Annotated in this window: 23 protein-coding genes; 17 read left to right on the plus strand and 6 right to left on the minus strand. The window is 64.1% G+C overall.

Features of this window, described 5'->3' with window-relative positions; genetic code table 11:
- The coding region (locus OCK02_RS25310) for a hypothetical protein (RefSeq protein WP_263815435.1) at positions 1-249 on the plus strand (249 nt) is incomplete at its 5' end.
- Positions 250-742: 493 nt separating this feature from the next.
- Here OCK02_RS25310 and OCK02_RS25315 read toward each other — a convergent pair.
- Together OCK02_RS25315 and OCK02_RS25320 are read right to left on the minus strand one after the other, a co-directional pair.
- Positions 743-1,534, minus strand: a complete 792-nt coding sequence (locus OCK02_RS25315; RefSeq protein WP_263815436.1) for a CpsD/CapB family tyrosine-protein kinase — start codon at positions 1,532-1,534, stop codon at positions 743-745.
- Positions 1,535-1,593: 59 nt separating this feature from the next.
- The gene (locus OCK02_RS25320; protein WP_263815437.1) at positions 1,594-3,135 is read right to left on the minus strand and encodes a GumC family protein; all 1,542 of its coding nucleotides are present in this window, start codon (positions 3,133-3,135) and stop codon (positions 1,594-1,596) included.
- 788 nt (positions 3,136-3,923) lie between these two features.
- On the opposite strand from OCK02_RS25320, the gene OCK02_RS25325 reads away from it, so the two are divergent.
- Positions 3,924-4,604: a sugar transferase gene (locus OCK02_RS25325; protein WP_263815438.1), complete on the plus strand. Its 681-nt coding sequence runs from the start codon at positions 3,924-3,926 to the stop codon at positions 4,602-4,604.
- 370 nt (positions 4,605-4,974) lie between these two features.
- Here OCK02_RS25325 and OCK02_RS25330 read toward each other — a convergent pair whose 3' ends face one another.
- Entirely contained in the window at positions 4,975-5,775 is an 801-nt protein-coding gene (locus tag OCK02_RS25330) for a LuxR C-terminal-related transcriptional regulator (protein ID WP_230807963.1), read from the minus strand.
- Between the two features lie 714 nt (positions 5,776-6,489).
- Here OCK02_RS25330 and OCK02_RS25335 point away from each other — a divergent pair.
- From OCK02_RS25335 to OCK02_RS25345, 3 genes are read left to right on the plus strand one after another with little or no spacing between them, the layout of a single operon-like run.
- Complete coding sequence (locus OCK02_RS25335; RefSeq protein ID WP_263815439.1) at positions 6,490-7,020, plus strand: sigma-70 family RNA polymerase sigma factor; 531 nt, start codon at positions 6,490-6,492, stop codon at positions 7,018-7,020.
- Positions 7,013-7,783, plus strand: coding sequence for an anti-sigma factor family protein (locus OCK02_RS25340; RefSeq protein WP_263815440.1), 771 nt, complete (start codon positions 7,013-7,015; stop codon positions 7,781-7,783). Before OCK02_RS25335 ends, OCK02_RS25340 begins: the two co-directional genes overlap by 8 nt.
- An 18-nt stretch (positions 7,784-7,801) precedes the next feature.
- Positions 7,802-8,518, plus strand: coding sequence for a Bax inhibitor-1/YccA family protein (locus OCK02_RS25345; protein WP_263815441.1), 717 nt, complete (start codon positions 7,802-7,804; stop codon positions 8,516-8,518).
- A gap of 283 nt (positions 8,519-8,801) precedes the next feature.
- Here OCK02_RS25345 and OCK02_RS25350 read toward each other — a convergent pair whose 3' ends face one another.
- Entirely contained in the window at positions 8,802-9,488 is a 687-nt protein-coding gene (locus OCK02_RS25350) for a GntR family transcriptional regulator (protein WP_263815442.1), read from the minus strand.
- A gap of 195 nt (positions 9,489-9,683) precedes the next feature.
- Here OCK02_RS25350 and OCK02_RS25355 point away from each other — a divergent pair, with 195 nt between their 5' ends.
- From OCK02_RS25355 to OCK02_RS25380, 6 genes are all read left to right on the plus strand, one after another.
- Entirely contained in the window at positions 9,684-10,721 is a 1,038-nt protein-coding gene (locus tag OCK02_RS25355) for a 4-hydroxythreonine-4-phosphate dehydrogenase PdxA (RefSeq protein WP_263815443.1), read from the plus strand.
- Between the two features lie 71 nt (positions 10,722-10,792).
- Positions 10,793-11,779, plus strand: a complete 987-nt coding sequence (locus OCK02_RS25360) for a tripartite tricarboxylate transporter substrate binding protein (protein ID WP_263815444.1) — start codon at positions 10,793-10,795, stop codon at positions 11,777-11,779.
- Between the two features lie 61 nt (positions 11,780-11,840).
- Positions 11,841-12,341 carry a tripartite tricarboxylate transporter TctB family protein gene (locus tag OCK02_RS25365; RefSeq protein ID WP_263815445.1) on the plus strand — a complete coding sequence of 167 codons (501 nt, stop codon included), beginning with the start codon at positions 11,841-11,843 and terminating at the stop codon, positions 12,339-12,341.
- Positions 12,342-12,372: 31 nt separating this feature from the next.
- Complete coding sequence (locus OCK02_RS25370; protein ID WP_263815446.1) at positions 12,373-13,911, plus strand: tripartite tricarboxylate transporter permease; 1,539 nt, start codon at positions 12,373-12,375, stop codon at positions 13,909-13,911.
- Positions 13,912-13,952: 41 nt separating this feature from the next.
- Positions 13,953-14,888, plus strand: a complete 936-nt coding sequence (locus tag OCK02_RS25375; RefSeq protein ID WP_263815447.1) for a sugar phosphate isomerase/epimerase family protein — start codon at positions 13,953-13,955, stop codon at positions 14,886-14,888.
- A gap of 14 nt (positions 14,889-14,902) precedes the next feature.
- Positions 14,903-16,606, plus strand: coding sequence for a dihydroxyacetone kinase family protein (locus tag OCK02_RS25380; protein WP_263815448.1), 1,704 nt, complete (start codon positions 14,903-14,905; stop codon positions 16,604-16,606).
- Between the two features lie 121 nt (positions 16,607-16,727).
- Here OCK02_RS25380 and OCK02_RS25385 read toward each other — a convergent pair whose 3' ends face one another.
- Positions 16,728-17,630 carry a glycosyltransferase family 2 protein gene (locus OCK02_RS25385; protein ID WP_263815449.1) on the minus strand — a complete coding sequence of 301 codons (903 nt, stop codon included), beginning with the start codon at positions 17,628-17,630 and terminating at the stop codon, positions 16,728-16,730.
- A gap of 281 nt (positions 17,631-17,911) precedes the next feature.
- On the opposite strand from OCK02_RS25385, the gene OCK02_RS25390 reads away from it, so the two are divergent.
- The 6 genes from OCK02_RS25390 to OCK02_RS25415 all read left to right on the plus strand — a co-directional run bounded on the left by OCK02_RS25390 (position 17,912) and on the right by OCK02_RS25415 (position 23,633).
- Entirely contained in the window at positions 17,912-18,799 is an 888-nt protein-coding gene (locus OCK02_RS25390; protein ID WP_263815450.1) for a hypothetical protein, read from the plus strand.
- A 17-nt stretch (positions 18,800-18,816) separates the two neighbouring features.
- Complete coding sequence (locus OCK02_RS25395; protein WP_263815451.1) at positions 18,817-20,406, plus strand: acyl-CoA ligase (AMP-forming), exosortase A system-associated; 1,590 nt, start codon at positions 18,817-18,819, stop codon at positions 20,404-20,406.
- Positions 20,403-21,629, plus strand: coding sequence for a pyridoxal-dependent decarboxylase, exosortase A system-associated (locus OCK02_RS25400; RefSeq protein ID WP_263815452.1), 1,227 nt, complete (start codon positions 20,403-20,405; stop codon positions 21,627-21,629). The genes OCK02_RS25395 and OCK02_RS25400 overlap by 4 nt, the downstream gene beginning before the upstream one ends.
- A 53-nt stretch (positions 21,630-21,682) precedes the next feature.
- A complete protein-coding gene (locus OCK02_RS25405; RefSeq protein WP_263815453.1) occupies positions 21,683-21,940 on the plus strand; it encodes an acyl carrier protein in 258 nt (85 codons plus the stop codon).
- Between the two features lie 62 nt (positions 21,941-22,002).
- Positions 22,003-22,953 carry a glycosyltransferase family 2 protein gene (locus OCK02_RS25410; RefSeq protein ID WP_263815456.1) on the plus strand — a complete coding sequence of 317 codons (951 nt, stop codon included), beginning with the start codon at positions 22,003-22,005 and terminating at the stop codon, positions 22,951-22,953.
- A 2-nt stretch (positions 22,954-22,955) separates the two neighbouring features.
- Positions 22,956-23,633 (plus strand): polysaccharide deacetylase family protein, encoded by a 678-nt coding sequence (locus OCK02_RS25415; protein WP_263815454.1) that lies wholly within the window; start codon positions 22,956-22,958, stop codon positions 23,631-23,633.
- A 459-nt stretch (positions 23,634-24,092) separates the two neighbouring features.
- Here the strand turns inward: OCK02_RS25415 and OCK02_RS25420 are convergent.
- Positions 24,093-24,353: hypothetical protein (locus OCK02_RS25420; protein WP_263815455.1), on the minus strand; the 261-nt coding region annotated here is incomplete at its 5' end.

The raw sequence follows: 24,353 nt of genomic DNA on the forward strand, positions 1-24,353 counted from the left end.
GGCATCCAGATCATCGGTGCGGCTCGACAGAAGGTCGAGCAGCTTGTCAAGCGACAGAGCTACAGCCTGGCCATTTTCGTTGATGGGATTGCCGATGAGGTCGACGTGAGAAATCTCAGCCCGGACTCCGGCCTTGGTTACATCGCGAATTGTGCTTGTCACTGCTACTTTGCCTTTCTCCCCACCCTGAACCCTTTGGAGATGAGTGGTTACTACTTATGTGCGATGCCGGTTACTATTTTTGGTTAATCCGGCGTTACGGGGGGAACTAATAGTGCAGCTTTCCGGAGGTCGCAACGCCTCGGAACCAGTAAGACTGCCGACTATATTGGCCATATTGCCGCCACATTATCTCGACCGGCCGCGACTTATTCTTGAATTATTTGCCAGAATCGGTGCCGCCAAAATTAAGGCAGCCGTCGACCAAGCAGAGTCCGCAGAAGTTGAACTTGCGCGTCCGGTACGCGCGGACGAACACTGAAAACATTAGATAATTCTTATTGACGATTGCGGGAGGCACGCGAAATTGCGCCCGAAAGGCGAAAATCGAAATTTTTTCTGAATATCGCAATTTTGCAATCAATGAGGGGATATTTCGGCGCCTTCAATCCTTGATTCACCTCGGCTCCGGCGCAGGAGGGAGCGACGGGATGCGAATCAGGACGGGATTGTCAGGTTCTGCAAGCAGGTTTCCGCACGCCGGCCTGTGATCGGAAACGGCCTGCTATCCTCGCTGCAGGCGTCAGTAGCCCGGGCCGTACCGGCACCGGTTCAGCACCACGCCGGCAACGTTCGATCGTTCGGCCAGATCGCGTTCGCAGGCGTCGACGTCCTCGATGGTGCTCTTTTCGGCTCCGACCACGAGGATGGCGCAATCGACGTTCGGCAGGAACGCGGTCACGTCGTCGCGCGAGAGCATCGGCGGCAGGTCGTACAGGATCACGTGCGGGTTCAGCCGCTTGCGCATGTCCCGAAGCGCCTTGGCGGCGTCCATGCTCTGCAGCAACTCGGCCGAATATTTGACCGGCCGGCTGTTCATGCCGATCGCGAGGTTTTCCCCGTAGCGCTGCATCACCGAGCGCAACTCGCAACGGCCGTTGAGGAGATCCTCCATCGAAGCATTGTTCCTTGCCCCCAGCATCTGGCCGATCTGCGGCTGCCTCAGGTCCAGGTCCATCAGTACCGTGTTGCAGTCCCTCTGGTTGGCGAGGCAGAAGGCGAGGTTGAGCGCGACCAGCGATTTTCCGCAGGACGGCGTCGGCGAGGTGATGGCGACGGAGGTCCAGCCATGCTGGCGCAGCGTCTGCAACAACCGGGTGCGCAGCATGTCGAAGGCGACATGCGCCGGATCCGAACGCGCGAACGTCACGATGCGGCTGCGCTCGGCGATCTGGGGGTTCACCGTCAGCATGGGAAGGCTCTCCCAGACCATCTCCTGCTCGAAGCGCGCGCAGGCCTGGACGGTCTGCTCGGCCAATCGGTCGGCGCTGCGGAACCGCATGGCTTCCTGAAGGGGGGCGGGTATCTGCTCCATGGCCTAGTTCCCGATGACGAAGGTCTGGTCGCGATGGATGTCAAGGCTGGACGGCATGATCAGGCCACTCCCGAAAGAAACCGCTGCAACAGGTGCTCGAGCGGGACCGTGAAACAATGCAGTGCGAGGAAACAGGCGGAAACCAGCGCCGTGAGCCCGCGCTTGCGCTTGCCGCTGCGCACCGGTGCTATCTCGGGAATGGTCGCCAATGGCTGCGCCTGCAGCAGCTTGGCCAGTTCCACCGGGCGGCGAATGGTCCTGTTCAGCATCTCCAGGAGGAGCGCCACGCCGAGGCCGAGCCCGAGGCCCGCCACCGGCCCGAGCGCCATGATCTTCAGGCGCTTCTTGTTGATCGGTTCGAGCGGCGGTGTTGCCGCCTCGAGTATGGAGACGCGACCGCCGTCGGACCGCATCTCGATCTGTTCGCCCGTCGAGGCCTCCGCGCGCCGGGCGATCGCCTCGTTATATTGCGTCTGGACGTTGGCCCGATTGCGCTCCAGCGCGGTCAGGACGGTTTCGCTGGCCGGCGTTGCCGTGATCGACCGGGTCAGTTCGTCGATGCTCTGCGCGGTCGAGACCCGCTCTCGCGTGATCGCCTCGAGCCGCTGGTCGATGTCGGAGAGCTGGAGGTCGAGCCCGAACGTCATGTCGTCCCGCTGCCGCGGATCGCTCTTGCTGTCGGCAAGCGCCTTCGGCTCCCGGGCCAGCAGCTTCGCCTGCAATGCCGCGATACGGGCCCGTAGCGCCGAGATGTTCGGGCTCGATTCGGAGAAGATCGCAAGCTGTTCGGCGAGCGCGCGGTTGAGGTCGGCCAGCATCTGCTGTTCCGGCGTCAGGGGAGCCGCATCGGAGATGCGTCCCGTATTCGTATAGGTCGCGATCAGGTTGATGCGGCGCGAGCGCAGGTCGGATTCCTCCCGCTCCAGCGACCCCAGCCGCTCCTGCAGGTTGCTTTGCTGGGTGCGGCGGAAATCGATGCTCTCCGGCAGCGTGTCCTTGTTCTCGGTCTTGAACTTCAGGATATCGGCTTCCAGCTTGCTCAGTTGCGTGCCGAGCCGGGCGACTTCCTGGCTGAAGAACTGCAGCGTGTTGCCGGCGCGGTCTGTTCGCTGGCGCTGGTTGCGCGCCAGGATCATGTTGGCCAGCTCGTTTGCCATCCGCGCGGCAAGCACCGGATCGCCCGAGGTGAAGGACACGTCGAAGATCACCGCGCTCATGCTGCGGCCCTGCGTATCGACCAGCACCTCCTCGATGGAGATCCGCGAGCGCATGTCCTCGACGATGTCTTCCGGCAGCGGCGGTATCTCGGCATTCGCATAGAGGTTCAGCCGGTCGGCGAGCGCCAGCAGGTCGTCGCGGGTGGTAATCTGCTGCTGCAGGATCTGCACCTGCTCCGCCGGCCCGATCGCGACCGAGGACCGGGCGAGCTCGGATGGTATCTGCGGCGATTCCACGAGGATCTTCGAGCTGGCCCGGAATTTCGTCGGCAGCATATAGGCAGCACCGGCGATCAGCACCGCAAAGGAAATGGCGATCGCCAGCACAAGCGGCAACCGCCTGATCAGCAGGGAGAGATAGAACCGCAAGTCCAAGCTGTTCATTAGGAATCCACGTGCAACGCCAGAGGGGCCCCATTGCCTGACCGCCATTCTCTGGCGGCTGCGCATCGCACGATAGATCGTCAATGGTGGGTGCGGCGGTCGCGCGATCGGCGCGCGGTAACCCATTTGGGTAGTCGCGCTCGCCCTATGCCTTATCGCCGCCGGCGGTCGCGAGTCCCGAAACAGGCAGCGCCCCGCGCGGCCAGCCCGGCGCGGTCATTCTGCAGGGCCTTATGTAAGGAGAGATTCGGGAAGAAATCGACTTCCGTCGCGCCGCCGCTGGCCGGCAGGTGCAGGGCGCCATCGTCCGCTGCGGCGTTCCGCGCGCGTGGGGACACTATCTCCGGGCAGGGTTGACGCGATCTGCGTGGACGACAGTGCAACGGCAAGCGCCGGCATGGCTCCACGTCGGGCATCCTCCATGCGTCGATCGCTGGCGGTGCCGGCTCCCACCGACGTGCCCGACCCCTTGTCCGAGAGGAGGCTTCCTTGCGAGTGCCCGCGCCAGGGAGGGCGCAATGGACCGCCGCGGCGGCACGTTTCCTACCCCGAAACGCTCACCGAACACTACCGAACGACGTACAGGGTGATCATCCCGATAACCTAGATCGAATTGGCTAACGGGGATTTATTGAGACGCCATTTCATATGGTTAATATAGTCTTGCTCAAGCGCCTTCGAACCACCTGAAGCCCAGCGGACCGGTATTTACTGCCGGCGCCGAGCCTTCTTGTGTGCCGCAATGGCCCGGACGCTTGCGGCTCTGTGCAGCGTACGCGGAGGCTATAATGTCGAAAGACCACCTGCCCTATTCGCCTGGGATTGCGACCCAATCGGCGTCACAGGCCCGGGTATCGGGCTCGCGATCTGTCTATCTGTCGTCGAAGCGACTGTTCGATATCCTTTTCACCCTCGCGATCGCGCCTGTCGTGCTGATCGTGGTCGGCGTGCTGGCCCTGCTCGTCAGGCTGGACGGGCAGGCGGCATTCTTCTGCCAGCCGCGCATCGGCAAGGACGGACGGATTTTCAAGCTCTGGAAGCTGCGCACGATGGTGCCGAAGGCGGACCAGCGGCTTCAGGACTATCTTGCCGGGAACATCGCGGCCCGCATCGAGTGGGAGCTGACGCAGAAGCTGAAGGCCGACCCGCGCATTACCCCGATGGGCCGGTATCTGCGCAAGTACTCGCTCGATGAACTGCCGCAGCTGTGGAACGTCTTCCGCGGCGACATGAGCCTGGTCGGACCGCGGCCGATGCTGCCCGAACAGCGCTCGCAATATCCGGGCACGTCCTATTTCCAGATGCGTCCGGGCCTGACCGGGCTGTGGCAGATCAGCGTGCGCAACGGCTGCAGCTTCGCAGAACGGGCGACCCACGATACGCGCTACTTCGGCATGATGTCCTTCGCCACCGATCTCTGGATCCTGTCCAGGACGCCACTGGTGGTGATCCGGGGGACCGGTCTCTAGAAAGGGGGTGCGCCCCGGTGCGGGGGTTTGCCTTGCCGCTGATTGAGCAGGTTCACAACGGACACATGCCTTTCGAAACGCCTGGCCGGGCAGCCAAGTCCGGCCAAGGCAGATACGCAAGATTTGAAGACGGCTTGCCCATCGGGCGGCTCCCGAGCACACGAGACGAGAACGGGGATCTCAGGGTTGGTTGTGTGCGGACACCTCCCGAACCGTCTTAAAAACAGCAGGCCGCGAAAGACAACGGCGGACCAGGATCACCACAGCGGGCCGCTCAAAACGCATCCGGGCTCCGCGAGGGGAGCCCGGAAACTGGCAGATCGGGAAGAAAGGTATGGACGAACGGCCCGCAGCCACGGGCCGGTAACCCTCAGTGTTCCAGCCGGCTTGCAGTGTCGGCGGAGAAGTCGACCGGGAAGAGATCGTTGATCTTGTAGGCGACTTCGGTCCTGTTGGTGGCCTTCACCTTCTTCATGATATTGCGGATATGGACCTTCACCGTGCTCTCGCGCAGGTTCAGTTCATAGGCAATGATCTTGTTGGCCTTGCCGCGACGAAGGGCTTCGACCACTTCGGCCTGGCGGGCGGTGAACATGCCGGCCAGCGGACGGGCGACCGGGCTGCCGGTTTCGAGGACCTGGCGCATGGCGAAGACGCTGCTCGCCGGAACGAAGATGCCTCCCGCCAGAGACAAGGCGATCGCCTCGATGCACACGTCGATGCTGACAGAAGACGGGATGTAGCCCTTGGCTCCGCACTCCAGGGCTTTCATGATCTGGGCAAGATCGTCCGTATCCGCCAATACGATGATCGGTGCCTCGAACTCGGCTGCGAGCTTCTTGATCTCTTCGGAGACGGAAGGCTCGACGATCTTGCGACCGCCTACGTTGAGCAGGATGGCAGCAAGCGGCGGATAGTCCTGGCGCTTGCGCTTCCACTCTTCCATGGAGCCGAAAGCGACGACATCCATGTCAATCTTGTGTGCGGAGATACACTGGGCAAGGCATTGCCGGTCCAGCGCTCTATTGTCGATGATCAGGAGAGATCGTTCTCTGGCAACATTGACCCCTTCGAACACCTTTGCATGAGAAGAATTGGAAGGATCAAGTGCGAGGGGATGAATGAGACTGCCTGCTATTTCCTTGCCGTTAGACATCATTGCTGAGTTCATAGCTATTTTACTCCCTACAACGCACACCTATCCTCCCCTGTCTCGCAGAGGTGCAGTGGATAATGCGTGCTAGCCCCAACTATATTTATAGGCCCCGAACTGCGCTTTCATTCACGGTTATTAAACTTGAATATTATGTATGAGGTATAGCTTATTTACCCGATAATAACGTTCTTGCATAGCGGGGTATTCGCCACGGCAGTCGCATTCGCCCGCATGGTGCCGGCAAGCGGGCTACCGCATTGAGTTATAGGGGCCTCGTCGGAAGAGGTAGGACGCTACGTCTTTTGGGGGAGAGCGAGGGCAGCCGGAGTTCCCGGGCTGTCTTGCAGTGCGGGGCAGGCAGGCGTTCGAGCCGGCTAAGCCTATAGCAACATAACCAGATTCCCATCACCCAAAGGATGATTGCAGGCATCCGGTCAGCAATATTCACCGAAAATTACGTCGGTAACGTATATTGATCGAATAATACGTCGATGGTTGTCATAATTCTGTCGGCTGTCAATTCCGGCGTCGGGCGGAAGAGCCGGGAAAAGCGAGTTATTCACCGAAAATTGCGATCGAAAGCGAGCTCTCGCACGGCGGGCGTGCTGCGCCTTCGCCCGCTTGCCCGGAGGTCCGCGAGAGCGGCAGGCCGATGATGGCCGACGGCATTGTCCAAAAAAAGTTGCCGGGGGATGGAAGACATCGCGCCCCGGTTCCGTATATGCGGGTATGGATCGGAATGGACGGCCCTTCGACGTCATCGAACAGCTCGGCACGTTGCGCCGCTATGCGCGCTCGCTCGTCCGCAATTCCTCGGATGCCGAAGACCTTGTCCACGACGCCCTGGTGAAGGCCTACGAGCGGCGCTCGACGTTCCGGAGCGGCGCCAGCCTTCGCAACTGGCTGCTTTCGATCGTCCATAACACCCATATTGACCGGCTGCGTTCCTCTCTGGCCCGCCGGCGCCGGCAGGATGCGGCAGCGGTCGAGGTCGAGCAGGCCTATCCGGCGACGCAGGAGCACGCCGTCCGGCTGCGCCAGGTCCGTGAGGCGTTCCTGCAGCTACCGGAGGAACAGCGCGAGGCCCTGCATCTCGTCGCCGTGGAGGACCTTTCCTACCAGGAGGCGGCCGATGTGCTGGGCGTTCCCGTCGGAACGCTGATGTCGCGCGTCTCGCGGGCGCGGGCACGGCTGCGGTCGTTCGAGGACGGACCGGGACAACCCTATCATCTGAGGCTCGTGGGAGACGGCGATGACTGACACCGCTACCATTCTCGATACCGATCTCGACGCCTACGTGGACAACCAGCTCGATGCGGACGGCCGCCTGAGGGTCGAGACCTATCTGGCGCGCCATCCGGACGTCGCCGCCCGTGTCATGGCCGACCTCGGCCTGAGAACCACCCTGCGGCTCGCCGTTGCCGCGGACGTCGTGACCGGCCGACCCGAAACCCGCGAGGCTGCCCGCCATCTGTCCTCGGGGCTGGCGGGCCGGCGCATGTGGATGGCCATCCGGCGGGTGGCGGCGGTCGGCCTGCTCGTTTCGGCCGGCTGGTTCGCCCATTCGTCGATAGGACCGCTCGGCGCGCGCGAGGTCAACGCGTCGGTTCCTCCACCCGCCTTCGTCGAACAGGCCGTGCGCGCGCACCAGACGGCGCTCGTGAGAAAGAACATGCCGTCGCAACCGCAGGCGAAGACCTACGACCGCGACGATATCCGGGCGGCGACGGCGATCGTCATGCCCGAGCTGCCGGAGGGCTGGACGGTCACCGACGTGCAGATCTTCCCGTCTGGCTATGGGCCGAGCGTCGAGATGAGCATCAGCACCGGCGACGGCACCCGGATTTCGTTGTTCGCCGTCCGTCCGGGCCATTTCGCCGTCGAGAGCGTGACGGACATCAACCTCAAGGATGCGGAGGCTGCCTGGTGGCAGATCGGCGACGTCGCCTATGCCGTCGTGTCCAGCACCCCCGGCACCGGCCTCGCCGACGAGGCCGAGCTTCTCAAGAATACCCTCTACTGATCATCAAAGGAGAACCATATGTATCCGAACCAGGGCCGCTTCGGCGGCTTCAGCCAGACGTCCGCCGCGGCCTTCGACGAGGGCCTCAGGCAGCACATGCTCCGCGTCTACAACTACATGGGCCTCGGGCTCGTGGTCACGGGCCTTGTCGCCTTCATCGTCGGCACGACGCCGGCGCTCTATGTGCCGATCTTCTCGTCGCCGCTGAAATGGGTGGTGATGCTGGCGCCGCTGGCCTTCGTCTTCTTCTTCTCGTTCCGCATCCAGACCATGTCGGCGTCCGCGGCGCAGATGACGTTCTGGGCCTTCTGCGCCGTGATGGGCCTGTCGCTTGCCTCGGTGTTCCTGGTCTTCACCGGAGCCAGCATCGCGCGGACGTTCTTTATCGCCGCGACCATGTTCGGCACCACCAGCCTCTATGGCTACGTGACCAAGCGCGACCTGTCCAAGTTCGGATCGTTCCTGATCATGGGCCTGATCGGTGTCGTCATCGCCTCGATCGTCAACATCTTCCTCGGTTCGAGCGCCCTGCAGTTCGCCATCTCGGTCATCGGCATCGTCGTCTTCGTCGGCCTGACTGCCTGGGACACCCAGAACATCAAGGAGCAGTATGCCGACAACTACGACCAGGAAAGCCAGCAGAAGCTCGCCGTCTTCGGCGCGCTGTCGCTCTACCTGAACTTCGTCAACATCTTCCAGCTGCTGCTGAACTTCACCGGCGAACGCGAAGGCTGACGGGGTCGATCCGTATCGGCGGAAGCCGAAGACAATCCTTTGAAGGGGCGGTCCAGCCGGGCCGCCCCTTTGCATTTGATGTCATCCGCCGGGTCTTGCCGAACTTTCGGAAGCGCCTTCTCTCACCTGCCGCCCCGGCAGCCGACGAGAGAATTTCGGTCGCTTTGCTACGGCGGAGTAAAGGCCGGGCCATTGGTTCGGGTACCGTTACGAGACAGCCTCGCGTGCCGGCAGTGCTGAACGACATTCCGGGCGGTGAAAGGCGGCGATCGGTATCCTGCCCTTAAAGGGCGCTGCGGACCCGTTCCCAAGCATTTGCCAGGTGGCGGCCGAGCACGTCCGACAGCCGCGCCGGGTCGCGGGCCTCCAGCGCCGAGATCATCTCTTCATGCTCGGCGACGGCGGCGGCCCATTTCTCCGGCCCCTCGTGGCCGATGAAGCGAATGCGCTTCAGCCGGGTCTGGAGCATCTGGTGGATGTCGGCAAGCGTGGCGTTCTGCGCCAGCCGGACGATCGCCGTGTGGATGTCCTGGTTCAGCTTATAGTATTGCAGCCGGTCCGCCGCCTTGTACCGCCGGACCATCTCGTCGTGCAGGGCGCGGACATGGGCGATCTCGGCGTCGCTCGCAAGCTGGCAGGCGAGCTTGCCGGCCAGTTCCTCGAGGTTGCGCAGGACCGTCAGCATGTCCTGCACGTCCTTGCCGCTGAACCGTTTCACGATCGCCCCGCGGCTGGGCACCAGTTCGACCAGGCCCTCGCTCGCCAGATACTTGATCGCCTCGCGCAGCGGCGTGCGTGATACGCCGAGTTGCTCGCCGAGTTGGCCCTCATGCAGGCGCGTGCCCGGCTCGAGGTTGCCCTCGATGATCATGTCGCGCAGGTGGTTGACGAGCGTGTCGTGCAGTGCGGTACGGCGGATAGGGCCGGGGCCACCCACAGCCGGTCGGTCCAAGGTGTTGATTTCGTCCATCTTTTGTCTTTCCACCGTGTCTGCTCCGCGTTCTGACGCGCGTCAGCGATTCTCCCAACACGACCTCAGCGACCATGGCAATACCGCAAAGCGGCGTCAATGGAAAATGCTGCATGCAGAATACAAAAGACTTGATGCAGCGTTTTGAATGCCGTATGTGTGCCGTCACAAGGCATGACGAGGAGGAACATCATCATGACAACGAACGGCGCAAACGATGCACGTCCCGTTATCGCGCTCGCCATGGGCGATCCGGCCGGTATCAGCCCGGAACTGACCGCGCGCATCCTCGCGTTGGACGAGGTCCGCGCCGCGGCACACATCATTGCCATTGGTGATCGCCGCATCCTCGACGAAGGCGCGAAGGCCGCGGGCCTGACGCTCTCGCTCGAAAGCGCCACGCTGGAAGGCGCCGACAAGGCCGGCACCGACCGGCACGTCTTCGTTGACCTGAAGAATCTCGACCCGGCGGACGTGACGCGCGGCGAGGCGACGCTTGCCGGCGGCACCTTCGCCACCCACAATTTCCGCGAGGCGCTGAAGCTTGCCCATCGCGGCGGCGCCCAGGCGGTCTGCTTCACCCCCTTCAACAAGAAGGCCATGCGCTTTGCCTATCCGGGCTATGACGACGAAATCCGCTTCGTCGCCGATGTGCTGGGTTTCGAGGGCAAGGTTCGCGAGTTCAATGTCCTGGAGAAGGTCTGGAACGCGCGCGTCACCTCGCACATCCCCCTTTCGGAAGTGGCGTCGGCGATTTCCGTGGACGGTATCCTCGGCGAACTCGAGCTGGCGCAGGCCTGCCTGAAGAGCGCCGGCTACGACAACCCGAAGATCGCCGTTGCCGGTATCAATCCGCATGCGGGCGACGGCGGCAGCTTCGGCATGGAAGAGATCGACATCATCGAGCCGGCCGTCGCCGAGGCGAAGGCCCGCGGCTATGACGTCGACGGGCCGTTCCCGGCCGACACCGTGTTCCTGCGCGCCCTCAAGGAGGGCTTCCACGCGGTGCTGACCATGTATCACGATCAGGGCCAGATCGCGATGAAGCTCATGGGCTTCGACAAGGGCGTGACGATGATGGGTGGTCTGCCCTTCCCGCTGTGCACGCCGGCCCATGGCACCGCCTACGATATCGCGGGCAAGGGGATCGCCGACGTCGGCGCCAGCCGCGAGGCGATCCTGCTCGCCGCCCGCATGGCCAGGCGTGCATCGGCAATTTCTGCCGCTGCCTGATTTCCATCGGTTTTCACCAATAGCGGCATGGAGGAGGTCTCGTGCCGTATCGTCAAACGGAGGAGTTGACTATGAAAAGAAGCCTGTCCCTCGCATGCGTCGTCGCGGCTGCACTCGGCGTTGTCGCCCCGGCGCATGCCTTCGAGCCCAACCGCCCGGTCGAGTTCGTCGTGACCGCCGGCCCCGGTGGCGGCACCGACATCTTCGCCCGCACGATCCAGGCGATCATCGCCAAGTATGAGCTGATGAAGGCCCCGGTCGTCGTCACCAACAAGGGCAGCGCCGGCGGCGCGGAAGGCTTCGTCTATACCGCGGGCTACAAGGGCGACGCCTACAAGCTCGCCTTCGGCACCAACAATGCCTACCTCCTGCCCATCCGCGCTAAGGTTCCCTACAAGTCGGAAGACCTCATCCCGGTTTCGGCGCTCGCAGCCGACGAGTTCGTTCTCTGGGTCAACGGCAATTCCGAATTCAACACCGCTGCCGATTTCGTCGCCAAGGCGAAGGATGCGGACATGAAGGTCGGCGGCAGCCAGTCGAAGGATGTCGACCAGATTCTGACCTCGATGATCAACGATGCATCCGGCGCCAAGCTCGGCTACATCCCGTTCAAGAGCGGCGGCGAGGCGGCCGTCCAGCTGGCCGGCGACCATATCGCCGCCAACGTCAACAATCCGAGCGAGAACCTCGGCCAGTGGCAGGCGGGCATGGTCAAGCCGCTCTGCGTCTTCAAGGCCGAGAAGCTGAAGAGCGATACCAAGGTCGCCGGCGACAAGGGCTGGTCCGATATCCCGACCTGCAAGGAAAGCGGCATCGCCATCGAGAACTACTCCATGCCGCGCACGGTCTGGCTGCCGGCCGGCGTCGAGCCGGATGTCGTCCAGTTCTATTCCGACGTTCTGAAGAAGGTGTCCGAAACGCCGGAATGGGCCAAGTATCTCGCAGACACCTCGCAGTCTCCGGCCTATATGAGCGGAGAGCAGCTGACGACCTTCATCAAGAGCGACGAGACCTCCGTCAGCGAAGTGCTCAAGCGCGAAGGCTGGCTGGCCAACTGATCCTCCCAAGGTCAGTGCGGACGCCTTCGGGCGTCCGCAACCCGTTCGAAAGGCTCAATCGATGCAAGAACATGGTGAAAAGGGACTGCCGCGCTTCGTCATGGAGGCAGGCGTCGCCCTCCTGACCGGCGCCTTCGGCGTCGCCGTGTGCTACGGCTCCATCGAGGCCGGCGCCGGCTGGACCGAGATGGGTCCGGATGCGGGCTATTTCCCCTTCTATATCGGCCTGCTGATCGCCTTCGGAAGCCTGGCCAACCTAGTGTCCGCGCTCGTCAAGCATCGCGGCAGCGGCGAGATCTTCGTCGACGCCGCTCGCTTCAGGGCGGTTCTCGGCTTCTTCCTGCCGCTGGTCGCCTTCGCGGCCGTCTCGACCTTCCTTGGCCTCTACGTCGGCACAGCGCTCTACATCGCCGGCACGATGATCTTCCAGGGCCGCTACAAATGGTGGATCGGCCTGCCCGTGGGCATCGCCGTCTCGCTCTTCTTCTTCGTCATTTTCGAAATCGGCTTCAAGGTTCCTCTGCTGAAGGGGCCGGTCGAGGCGTGGTTCGGGATCTACTGATCCTCGCGCCGGCTGTCTTTGGAGGAAAGACATGGAAAACATCGGATTGCTGATGGACGGGTTCGCCCACGTCCTGAGCTGGAACCACATTCTCCTGATGATGCTGGGCGTCACGCTCGGCATCCTGGTGGGCGTGCTGCCCGGCCTCGGCGCGCCCAACGGCGTGTCGCTGCTCCTCCCGCTGACCTTCTCGATGGATCCGATCTCGGCGATCATCCTGCTGTCCTGCATGTACTGGGGCGCGCTCTTCGGCGGCTCGACCACGTCGATCATCTTCAACATCCCCGGCGAACCCTCCTCGGTGGCCACCACCTTCGACGGCTATCCCATGGCCAAGAAGGGCGAGGCGAGCCGCGCGCTGACGCTTGCCTTCGTCTCCGCCGGCCTCGGCGCGCTTGCCGGCGTCGTCATGATCACGCTCCTGTCCGGCTGGGTGGCGAATTTCGCGCTACGCTTCTCCTCGCCGGAATACTTCGCCGTCTATTTCCTCGCCTTCGCCAGCTTCATCTCGATGGGCGCACAGTCGCCGTTCAAGACCTTGGTCTCGATGATGATGGGCTTTGCGCTCGCTTCGGTCGGGATGGACACGATCTCCGGCAACCTGCGCCTGACCTTCGACATTCCCGAACTGATTAAGGGCGTCTCGTTCCTGATCGCCGTCATGGGCCTGTTCGGGATCGGCGAGCTGCTCCTGACCACCGAGGAGGGGCTGCGCTTCGAGGGCATCAAGGCGCGCGTCCGCCTCGTGGAGATCGGCCGCACGCTGATCGAGATGCCGCGCTACTGGTTCACCATCGCGCGCTCCACGCTGATCGGCATCTGGATGGGCATCACCCCGGCTGGTCCGACGGCGGCCTCCTTCATGAGTTACGGCGTCGCCCGCCGTTCGGCACGCGACAAGTCGCAGTTCGGCAAGGGCGATCCGCGTGGCATCGTGGCGCCGGAGACGGCCGATCACTCCGCCGGCACCTCCGCGCTGCTGCCGATGCTGGCGCTGGGCGTTCCGGGTTCGGCCACGGCCGCCGTGATGATGGGCGGGCTGATGATCTGGGGCCTCACCCCCGGCCCGACCCTCTTCACCGACCGGCCGGACTTCGTCTGGGGCCTGATCGCCTCCATGTATCTCGGCAACATCGTCGCCGTGGTCCTGGTCATTGCCACCGTACCGCTCTATGCCTCGATCCTGCGGATTCCGTTCTCGATCATCGGCCCGGTCATCGTCGCCGTCATCCTTTCGGGCGCCTACCAGGTGGGCAATTCGATTTCCGACATGTGGCTGGTGCTTGCCTTCGGCATGCTGGGCTACGTCTTCAAGAAGCTCGACTATCCGCTGGCGCCGCTCGTCCTTGCGATGGTGCTGGGCGACAAGGCCGAGGATGCCTTCCGCCAGTCCATGCTGATGTCCGGCGGCAACCTGTCCATCTTCTGGTCGAATGGCCTGGTGAGCGTCCTGATGCTGATCGGACTGTCGCTGCTGCTGTCGCCGCTCGCCTTCTGGCTGCTCGGCCTGGCGCGCCGTCGCCCGAACGACCCGGCCGGGATCGATCACGACGGCAAGCCGGCCGTCTAACCGGCCCGCCTGCCGATCCTGTGGAAACGAGGGAGGTTGCGATGAACGCGACGCCGCGAAAGTGGAACAACGAGACCTGGCCGATCGCGGCCGCCATGATCCAGTATCCGAACCTGTTGCCGGACGGCCGCTCCGTTCAGGACCAGTCCGTCGAGGAGTGGGCCGCAACGCTGGCCGACATCGTCGAGGCCGGCTTCACCGAGCTCGACCCGACCGACAGCTGGCTGCGGCTCGCCGACCTGTCGCCGTCGCGGCTGGAGAGCTTCATGGCCCTGACGCGATCGCTCGGACTTTCGGTCCCCGCGATCTCCACATCCAGGCGCAGCGTGATCGATGCGGCGCACGGCGATGAGTACCTGGCCTACGGTCATCGCGTCATCGATACCGCGAGCGCGATCGGCGCCAGCGCCGTCTCCTTCGGCCTGTTCGAGCCGCTGACCGAGGCGCAGAAGCAGGTGCTGTGGTTCTGGACCGTCGACGGCGCGAGGAACCCGGACGATCCGGCGATCTGGCAGAAGGCCGTCTCCCGCATCCGCGAACTCGGCCGTCATGCCGAGGAGCTCGGCATCGAGGTTTCGCTCGAGATGTACGAGGACACCTATCTCGGCACAGCAGACAGCTCGGTCCGGTTCGTCGAGGAAGTCGGGCTCGACAATGTCGGCATAAACGCCGATCTCGGCAATCTCATTCGCCTGCACCGGCCGGTCGAGCATTGGCAGCAGATGATGGCGAAGGTTGCGCCCTATGCGAAGTTCTGGCACGTCAAGAACTATACGCGCATGGAAGATCCGGCGTCCGGTGCAATCATGACCCACCCCGCGCCGCTGGAATCGGGCATCATCAACTATCGCGCCGCCATCCGCATGGCGCTGGCGCATGGCTATGCCAGCCCCTTCCTGTGCGAACATTACGGCGGCGACGGTCTGTCGGTCGCGGCCACCAATCGTGATTATCTGCGGCGCATTCTGCCGCGCTGACGAGGATTTCGCCCATGACGACGATTTTCGACGCCCCGGAAGAGTTTGCAACGACGGCGCTGGCCGGTTTCGCGGCTCTCTACAGCCGCTTCGTTCGCCCGGTGAAGGGCGGGGTGGTCCGCTCGACGGCCGTGCCGGAGGGCAAGGTCGCCGTCGTCGTCGGCGGTGGCTCCGGTCACTATCCGGCCTTTGCCGGCTATATCGGCCCGGGTCTCGCCGACGCGGCGGTCGCCGGGGACGTCTTCGCCTCGCCGTCGACTGCGGCGGTCGCGCGCGTCTGCCGCAAGGCCCATCGCGGCGGCGGCATCCTGCTCGGCTTCGGCAACTATGCCGGCGACGTGCTGAACTTCGGCGTCGCCGCCGAGCGCCTGCGCGCCGAAGGTATTGATGTCCGCATCGTTCCGGTGACGGACGACGTCGCCAGCGCATCGGCGGAGACGCCGGCCAAGCGCCGCGGCATCGCCGGCGACCTCGTGGTCTTCAAGATCGCCGGTGCGGCCGCGGAAGCGGGGCTCTCGCTGGACGAGGTCGAACGCATCACGCGCCATGCCAACGATCGCACCGTCTCTTTCGGCGTCGCCTTCGACGGCTGCACCCTGCCGGGTGCCGGCCATCCCTTGTTCACCGTGCCGAAAGGCCAGATGGCGCTGGGCCTCGGCATCCATGGCGAACCGGGCATTCGCGAGGAGGCGATCGTCCCGGCGAACGATCTTGCCAAGCTCTTGACCGACAAGCTGCTGGCCGAGCGCCCCGCGGGCACGGTCAGGGTCGGCGCCGTCCTGAACGGCCTCGGTTCGACGAAGTATGAAGAATTGTTCGTGCTCTGGACGGCGGTCGCAGCGCGGCTGAAGGAGGCGGGGCTCGAGGTCGTGGCGCCGGAGGCCGGCGAATACGTGACCAGCCTCGACATGCAGGGCTGCTCGCTGACGCTGCTGTGGCTCGACGATGAACTCGAGACCTACTGGACGGCGCCGTGCGACACGCCGGTCCTGCGCCGTGGCGAGGCGATCGCAACCGTGCCCGCCACCGACGTCCTCGCCGACGAGGACGGCCCGGCGCAGTATCCGGCCGCGACCGAAGAGGGCAAGCGAGGCGGTGCCTGCATCGCCCGCATCTTCGGCGAGATCTCGGCCCTGCTGCACGATGCCGAGGAAGAACTCGGCCTCATCGACGCGCGCGCCGGCGACGGCGATCACGGCCAGGGCATGGCCCGCGGCGCGGCCGCCGCACTCGACGCGGCGAAGGCGGCCAGCACTGCCGGCGCCGGAACGGCGAGTGTGCTCGCTGCCGCGGGTGACGCCTGGGCCGACCGTGCCGGTGGCACCTCCGGCGCGATCTGGGGCCTGCTGCTGCGGTCGTGGAGCAGTGCGCTCAACGACGAGACGGAGGCCGAAGGCGCCGCCGTCGTCAAGGGCGCACGCCTGGCGCTGGACAGCGTCTCCAGTCTCGGCGGCGCCAAGGTCGGCGACAAGACGCTGGTCGATGCGCTCGTGCCCTTCGTCGAAACGTTGGAGAAGAGCTTTGCCGCCGGCAAGGCGCTGCCGGCCGCCTGGGCCGATGCGGCTGCCGCCTCGAAGTCTGCAGCGGATGCGACCGCACAGCTGACGCCGAAGCTCGGGCGTGCCCGTCCCCTCGCCGAAAGGAGCATCGGTCATCCCGATGCCGGCGCCGTCTCCCTGTCGATGATCGCCGGCCGCGTGGCGGCAACGCTCGGCTGACGCAACCGGGCAAGGCTTCCGCTTCAGGGTTGCAGTAAGAATTCGCCTCACGCTTCCGGAGCGTGAGGCGGCCATGGAATATCGGCTCCGCCGTCGTGCAGGAGCATGACCGGCTTGCGCTCTACGCCCGGTTCCAGCGGGCGCTCCATGCCGGGGCGCTGGCGCCGAAGGCGAGCGCCAGCATGATCCAGAACCTGTAGCAGCGGACGAACACGACACCGATGAAGGCGAGGGCGCGCGAGCGCAAGCCCTTCAGCCGGTCGGTCCGGCCGATCCTGAGGAGTTCGGCTACGGGGGAGGCCGCGATGGCCAGGCTGCGCAGGATCCATCGCAGCCGCCATCCGCGCTGCGACTGAATCCGCACGAAATCGTGCGCCGTATGCCGCTCCCACTTCTTGGCGAGCTCGGCGAACGTCTTTCGCGCCGGATGATAGACGATCATGTCGGGGAGATAGTGGGTCCGGTAGCCGAGCCGTAGGGCGCGCTGCCCCCAGTCGCGATCCTCGGCGATCTCGATGCCGCCGAACGGGCCGACGGCTGCAAAGACCTCCGCACGCACCGCCAGATTGCCGGTGCCGGTAAAGCCCTGCTTGGCGATATATTCCTTCATCCGGTAGGCGAAAACGCTCTCATAGGCTTCCAGAAGCGTCAGCCTGTTCGGGTCGGCACAGGCGATCCGCACGTCGCCGCCCAGGATCGCGAAATCCGCTTGCGCCGAAAAGCAGCGCCCGATCTCGGCAAGCCAGCCGCTTCCGGCGATGCAGTCGGCGTCGATGAAGGCGAGGATGTCGCCCTTCGCGCTCGCGACGCCGAGATTGCGCGCCGGCCCCGGCCCCGGCACCGGCTGCGACAGCAGTGTGACGCCGGGGAAGGCGGAGCAGGTCTCGACAGGGAGCACCCTGGATCCGTTGTCGACAACGATGATTTCGGCCTCCTGGCGGAGACCGGTCTGGGCGCGCAACGAGGCGAGGCACGAACGCAACGCCTCCGCCTGGTCGAGATGCGGGACGATGACGCTGATCATCGACCGGTCTCCGACAGAACAGGATATTGCCGGGCAGACCGCGCATGCGGACTTTCGACGGGGATCGGGACGTGATGCCTCATGAATATCGTAGCCTCCCGTTCGTATCCGCAAAGACGGCGAGATCGACCATACGACCAGCAAACCGTAACGCTCCAGTCGGCAATGGGGATAGGGACCTGAACTTTTGTCGAACTACCTTCGGTTCGGCAGGTGGCTATAAATATCTGGACTAAGCGCAGGCGACCGGTTGGGGAAGATTGCGAAGGAATTGGCGGACAGTGTCACACTCTGAGTTCAGATCGGTCGCCGAAAACATCGAGATATGCCCGATCACGCCCGGTGACGTGGAACGCGTTGCCGCTTTTCTTCATGCCGAACTGAACAGCCGGCTGTCGCCGTCGGCATGGGCCGCGGCCATCCGCCCGACGTGGCAATCGGCATCGCCCAATCATGGTTTCATGCTGGTGGACGGCGGACGCGTGCTCGGCGCCTATGTGGCGTTCTATTCCCGGCGACGCGTCGACGACCGGATGGAGAATTTCTGCAATCTTTCCGCCTGGTGCGTGCTGGAGCCGTACCGCTCACACGGTCTCAGGTTGCTCAGGGCCATGCTTGCCCAGGACGGCTACACCTTCACCGACCTGTCGCCGAGCGGCAACGTCGTTCCGCTGAACACGCGGCTGAATTTCCAGCATCTCGATACGGCGACGGCGTTCGTGCCCAACTGGCCATGGCCGCGGCTCGGAAAGCGCCTGCGCATCGTCTCCGATCCGGCCACGATCGAAAAGAGCCTGAACGACCGCGACCTGCAGATCTACCGGGACCATGCCGGCGCCCCGGCGGCCTATCACCTCGCGGTGATAGCGGACGGCGAATGCTGCTATGTGATGTTTCGCAGGGACAGCCGGAAAAAGCTCCGCCTGTTCGCCTCGATCCTTCATGTCGGCAATCCGGTTCTGTATCAGCGGGTCGCCCGCCATGTCTACAGCCATCTGCTGACCCATCACGGCATCCTGGTGACGCTTGCCGAAACGCGCGTCGTTTGCTCAAGGCCGCGATACTCCATCCTGCTGGCTTCGCCGCGACCCAAGATGTTTCGCAGCAGCAGGGTGTCGTCCAGCCAGGTCGACTACCTCTATAGCGAACTGACCTGCGTGCCTTGGTAGTGGGAGTGGGACGATACATGCGACCGGCAATCAAGACCAACCTGGCCCATCTCCTGCAGCAGGCGGCCCATGTCCATGCGGCATCTCCCGCGGTGACCTACAAGAATGTGACCTGCACCTATGCCGAACTCTGGCAGCAGGTCGGCAGGTTCGCCGCAGCGCTCGGTGCGATCGGATTGCGTCGTGACGATCGCGTCGCGGTCTTCCTCGAAAAACGCATCGAGACGGTCGTGGCGATCTTCGGCACGACGGCTGCAGGCTGCGTCACCGTGCCGGTCAACCCCCTGCTCAGGCCGCAGCAGGTCGCCTACATTCTCGGTAACTGCGATGTGCGCGTCCTCGTCACCTCGCCCGACCGCCTCGCCCAACTCCAGGAATTCGTCACCGACAACGAGAAGCTGCGCAACGTCATCCTCGTGGACGACGCCTATGCCGACGACCGACAGATGCAGGCGGGAGGCCGCGAGACGCATGGCTGGGCCGAACTGCTCTCGGCGGGGGCCGGGGCGGAACCCGAGATGAAGACGGTCGACTGCGACATGGCGGCGATCCTCTACACCTCGGGCAGCACCGGCAGGCCGAAGGGGGTCGTCCTCACCCACCGCAACATGATCGTCGGCGCCGAAAGCGTCAGCCATTACCTCGGAAACAGCCCCGACGACACGATCCTGTCCGCGCTCCCGCTCAGCTTCGATGCCGGGCTGAGCCAGCTGACGACGGCCTTCAATTCCGGCGCCCATGTCGTCCTGATGAATTTCCTCCTGGCCGGCGACGTCATAAGGCTCTGCGAAAAGCATGGCGTGACCGGGATCACCGGCGTACCCCCCTTCTGGATCCAGATTGCCGAGCTCAATTGGCCGCCCGAAGTGGCGGCGCGGCTGCGCTATTTCGCCAATACCGGCGGGCGCATGCCGAAGGCGACGCTCGACCGGCTGCGCGCGCTGTTCCCGCAGGCGCTGCCCTACCTGATGTACGGGCTGACGGAGGCCTTTCGCTCGACCTATCTCGATCCGTCCGAGATAGACCGCCGGCCGGATTCGATCGGCAAGGCCATTCCGAACGCCGAGATCCTTGTCGTCAGGCCGGACGGCTCGCGCTGCGCGGCCGGAGAACACGGCGAACTCGTTCATCGCGGCCCGCTGGTGGCCATGGGCTACTGGAACGACCCGGCGCGCACCGGCGAACGCTTCCGGCCGCTCCCGGACGTCGACACGAGCTGGCGGGCTCCCGAAATCGCGGTCTTCTCCGGCGATACCGTCGTCGCCGACGAGGAAGGCTTCCTGTTCTTCGTCGGGCGGAAGGACGAGATGATCAAGACCTCCGGGTACCGCGTCAGTCCAACCGAAATCGAGGAGGTCGCCTACGCCACGGGCCTGGTCCGTGATGCGGTCGCGCTCGGGGTGGAGGACGCAGCGCTCGGGCAACGCATCGTCCTCGTCGTAAGCCCTGTTGCCGAAACGCTCGACGCAGCCGCCCTGCTGGCAGCCTTCAGGAAGCGGTTGCCGCAATACATGGTGCCTTCGGAGGTCATCGAAATGGACGTCATTCCAACCAACCCGAACGGCAAGTTCGACCGGGTCCTGCTGAGGGAGAAGGCAAGCTCGTGAGCGCACACCCCTCCATCGTCGAATTTGCGGTCGCCGGCGATTGCCTCGCCGTCGGCGGCGTTTCGCTCGATCGTCTGGCCGAACGCGTCGGCACGACGCCGTTCTTCGCCTATGATCGTCAGCTGATCACGTCGCGGGTCGGATATCTCCGGTCGGTGCTGCCGCAGGCGGTCAAGCTGAGCTATGCGGTGAAGGCCAATCCGATGCCGGCGGTCGTCCAGCACCTGTCCGGCCTCGTCGATGCGCTCGACGTAGCCTCGGCGCTGGAAATGAAGGTCGCGCTCGACACGCCGATGCTTCCCTCGCATGTCAGTTTTGCAGGGCCGGGCAAGACCACGGCGGAACTGACGCAGGCCGTGGCGGCCGGCGTCACGATCGAAATGGAATCGCCGAACGAGGCGACCCGGCTGGTGGAGATCGGCAACAGGCTGGGGATCCGCCCGCGCGTCGCCCTCAGGATCAATCCGGATTTCCAGGTCAAGGGATCCGGCATGCGCATGGGCGGCGGGCCGCAACAGTTCGGCGTCGACGTCGAGGAGGTCCCCGCGCTGCTGCGCTCGCTCGCGGCGACAGACCTCGACTTCCTCGGGTTCCATGTCTTTGCCGGCTCGCAGAACCTGCATGCCGAAATCCTTTGCGAGGCGCTGGCAAGGAATGTCGCGCTGCTGCTGCGGCTTGCCGGCGAGTGCCCCTGGCCGGTGCGCTATCTCAACCTCGGCGGCGGATTCGGCATCCCCTATTTCGAGCATGATCGCCCGCTCGACCTTTCGCCGGTGGGAAAGACGCTCGGCGATCTCATCGAGGGATCGATCCGCCCGCAACTCCCCGACGCCCGCGTCGTGATCGAGCTCGGACGGTATCTGGTCGGCGAAGCCGGCATCTACGTCACGCGCGTCGTCGATCGCAAGGTCTCGCGGGGGCGCGTCTATCTCGTGGTCGACGGCGGCCTGCATCATCAACTCGCCGCTTCCGGCAATTTCGGGCAGGTCATCCGTCGCAACTATCCGATCGTGATCGGTAACCGCATGCGGGACACCGAACTGGAGAGCGTCTCGGTGGTGGGATGCCTGTGCACGCCGCTCGATCTCCTGGGCGACAACGTCATGCTTCCGCGTGCCGACGTCGGCGATCTCGTCGTGATCTTCCAGGCGGGCGCTTACGGCCTGACCGCCAGCCCGACCGCCTTTCTCGGCCACCCGATGCCGGCGGAGGTTCTGGTCTAGGGTCGCCTTGCGCGCATGCTCGAAGATTTGGTTTCAGACACTGAGAGGGCAGCATGAATACGTCAACACTCGAAGCCGTAAAGGACGTCATCATAGAGACGCTCGGCATAGAAGACCGGGGCAGGATCGAGGCGGCCTCGACGCCCCTGTTCGGGAATATCCCGGAACTCGATTCCTTCGCTGTCCTCAGCCTCGCGGCCGCGCTGGAGCAGCGGTTCCGCTTCAGGATCGACGACAGCGACTTCACCGGCGAAGTCTTCGAGACCGTCGAGTCCCTGGCCCGCTTCGTGGATAGCAACCTGAGCCACTAGGCCGGGATGCGCCGGGTCGAAGGTGGCTGCAACTGCGTGGGAGACCGGAATTGGCAGACAGAATTCAGCACAGTTCGCCCGTGCTCGAGGTGGCAGGGGCGGCGGCGGCCACCGTGTCCGTCGTCATCGTCACCTATAACAGCGCCTCCGCCCTGCCGGCCCTGCTCGGATCGCTGCCGGCGGGCCTGAACGGGGTCGACCGCTTCGAGGTCGTCATCGTCGACAATGAATCCGGGGACGGGTCTGCGGACCTGGCGGAAGCCCATCCGATCCGCCCGAAGGTCATCCGCATGGGCCGAAACGCAGGCTATGCCGCCGCCATCAATGCGGCCGCCGCGACCGTGCATCCGAACTCCCATCTCCTCATTCTCAACCCCGACCTCAGGCTCTATCCCGATGCGGTGAGGCCGCTGCTCGATCATCTCGACATGCCGACCGTCGGCGTCGTCGTTCCGCTGAACTACAGGGAGGACGGCACGCTCGACCCGACGCTTCGGCGGGAACCGTCCATGCTCAGCGCCTGGGCCGACGCGATCCTGGGCGGGACGCTGGCGGCGCGGATCGGCTGGGGCGAAGTCGTGGGCGAGCCGTCCCGCTACGATCGCAGCGGACCGATCGAGTGGGCGACCGGATCCGCCCTCCTCGTCTCCGCACAGGCCCGGCGCACCGTCGGGGACTGGGACGAGTCCTTCTTCCTCTACAGCGAGGAGGTGGATTACCAGCGAAGGGTGCGCGAGGCGGGCTTCGAGATCGTCTACGAACCGCGGTCGAAGGTGATGCATGCCTCCGGCGGCAGCGGCGCGAGCCCGCGTCTGTACGCATTGCTGACCTCCAACCGGATCCGCTACTACGGGCGCCATCACGGATTTTTACGGACCTCGATATTCCGGCTGGGAGTCGCTGCCGGGCAGGCCATCAGGTACAGGCGCGGCGCGCCGCACCGGGCGGCCCTCTATAGCGCCCTGATGCCTCTAAGGCCCGTGTCCGAATTCCAGGCCAATACGCGGAACTAGCCATGGTGGTGGATCGACGGCGAATTCTCAATTTCCATGGTGTCGGCGAGCCTCTCCGGGCGTTGGAGCCCGGAGAGGCGCCGTACTGGCTCGGCGTCGACCGGTTCCGTGCAGTACTCGATCGCATCGTCGATCATCCGGATCGCGACCGGTTGTCGATCACCTTCGACGACGGCAACGCTTCCGATCTCCTGATCGCCGCCCCCGAACTGCAAAGGCGCGGCCTTGAGGCGGAGTTCTTCGTCCTGTCGGGCCGCATAGGCGAGGCCGGGTCGCTGGACAACGAGCAGATCCGGGCGCTGATGCGGATGGGCATGCGCATCGGCAGCCATGGTGTGGCCCACAGCGACTGGTCGAGCCTTTCGGCACATGCGTTGCAGCACGAACTCGGCACCTCGAAAGCGGCCCTCGAGGAGATCTGCGCGGCCCCCGTACAGTCGGCCGCGATACCCTTCGGCCGCTACAATGCCGCAGTCTTGCGCGCCTTGAGAAAGGCCGGGTATGCCGTTGCCTATTCGAGCGACGGCGGAAGTTCCGCCACGGCGGCCTTTCTCCATCCGCGAACGTCGCTGCGGCAGGACATGACCGACCGTAGTCTCGAAGACGTGCTGTCCGGGAACATTGCCCCCTGGCGGCGGTTGCGCCGCTTCGCCGGCATGACCGCGCGGGCCTGGATCTGAAGCGAGTGTCACGGCGCGGGCCGGTCGGATATCAGCGGGAGCAGGCCGCGGACCCTGGAAATCACGGCCCTGATTCGCCGCGCGTCCTCCCGCTTGTGAGCGGCAGCGGACACGAATCGGTGATTGAAGGCCCTCGGATATCCGCTCATAGATTGCAAAATTGCGATATTCACAAAAATTTTCGAATTTCACGCGCTGCGCGCATTTTTGCAACACTCAAGCGCCCTTCGTTAAGAATTCCCTAATGTTTTCAGCGCCGATCCCGCGAGTTGGCGCATGAATTTCAACTTTTCCGTGGGATGGTTAGCCAGTAGTTGCCTTAATTTGGGCGTTTCCGATTCTGGCAAATATTTCAAAAAATAACTTGCAGCCGGCCGAGATAATGTGGCGGCAATATGGCCACTATAGTCGGCAGTCTTACTGGTTCCGAGGCGTTGCAGCCCCTGGAAAGCTGCACTATTAGTTCCGCCGTGCCGTCGGATTAACAAAAATATTAACCGGCTTAACACACAGATAGTAACCACTCATCTCCAAAGGGTTCAGGGTGGGGAGAAAGGCAAAGTTGCAGTGACAAGCACAATTCGCGATGAAATCAAGTCCGGAGTCCGGGCTGAGACGACGCACGTCGGTGGTACCATCAACGAAAATGGCCATGCTGTAGCTCTGTCGCTTGACAAGCTGCTCGACCTTCTGTCGAGCCGCACCGATGATCTGGATGCT

The sequence above is a fragment of the Rhizobium sp. TRM96647 genome (assembly GCF_025780115.1).
In the GTDB taxonomy this organism is placed as follows: Bacteria; Pseudomonadota; Alphaproteobacteria; order Rhizobiales; family Rhizobiaceae; genus Mycoplana.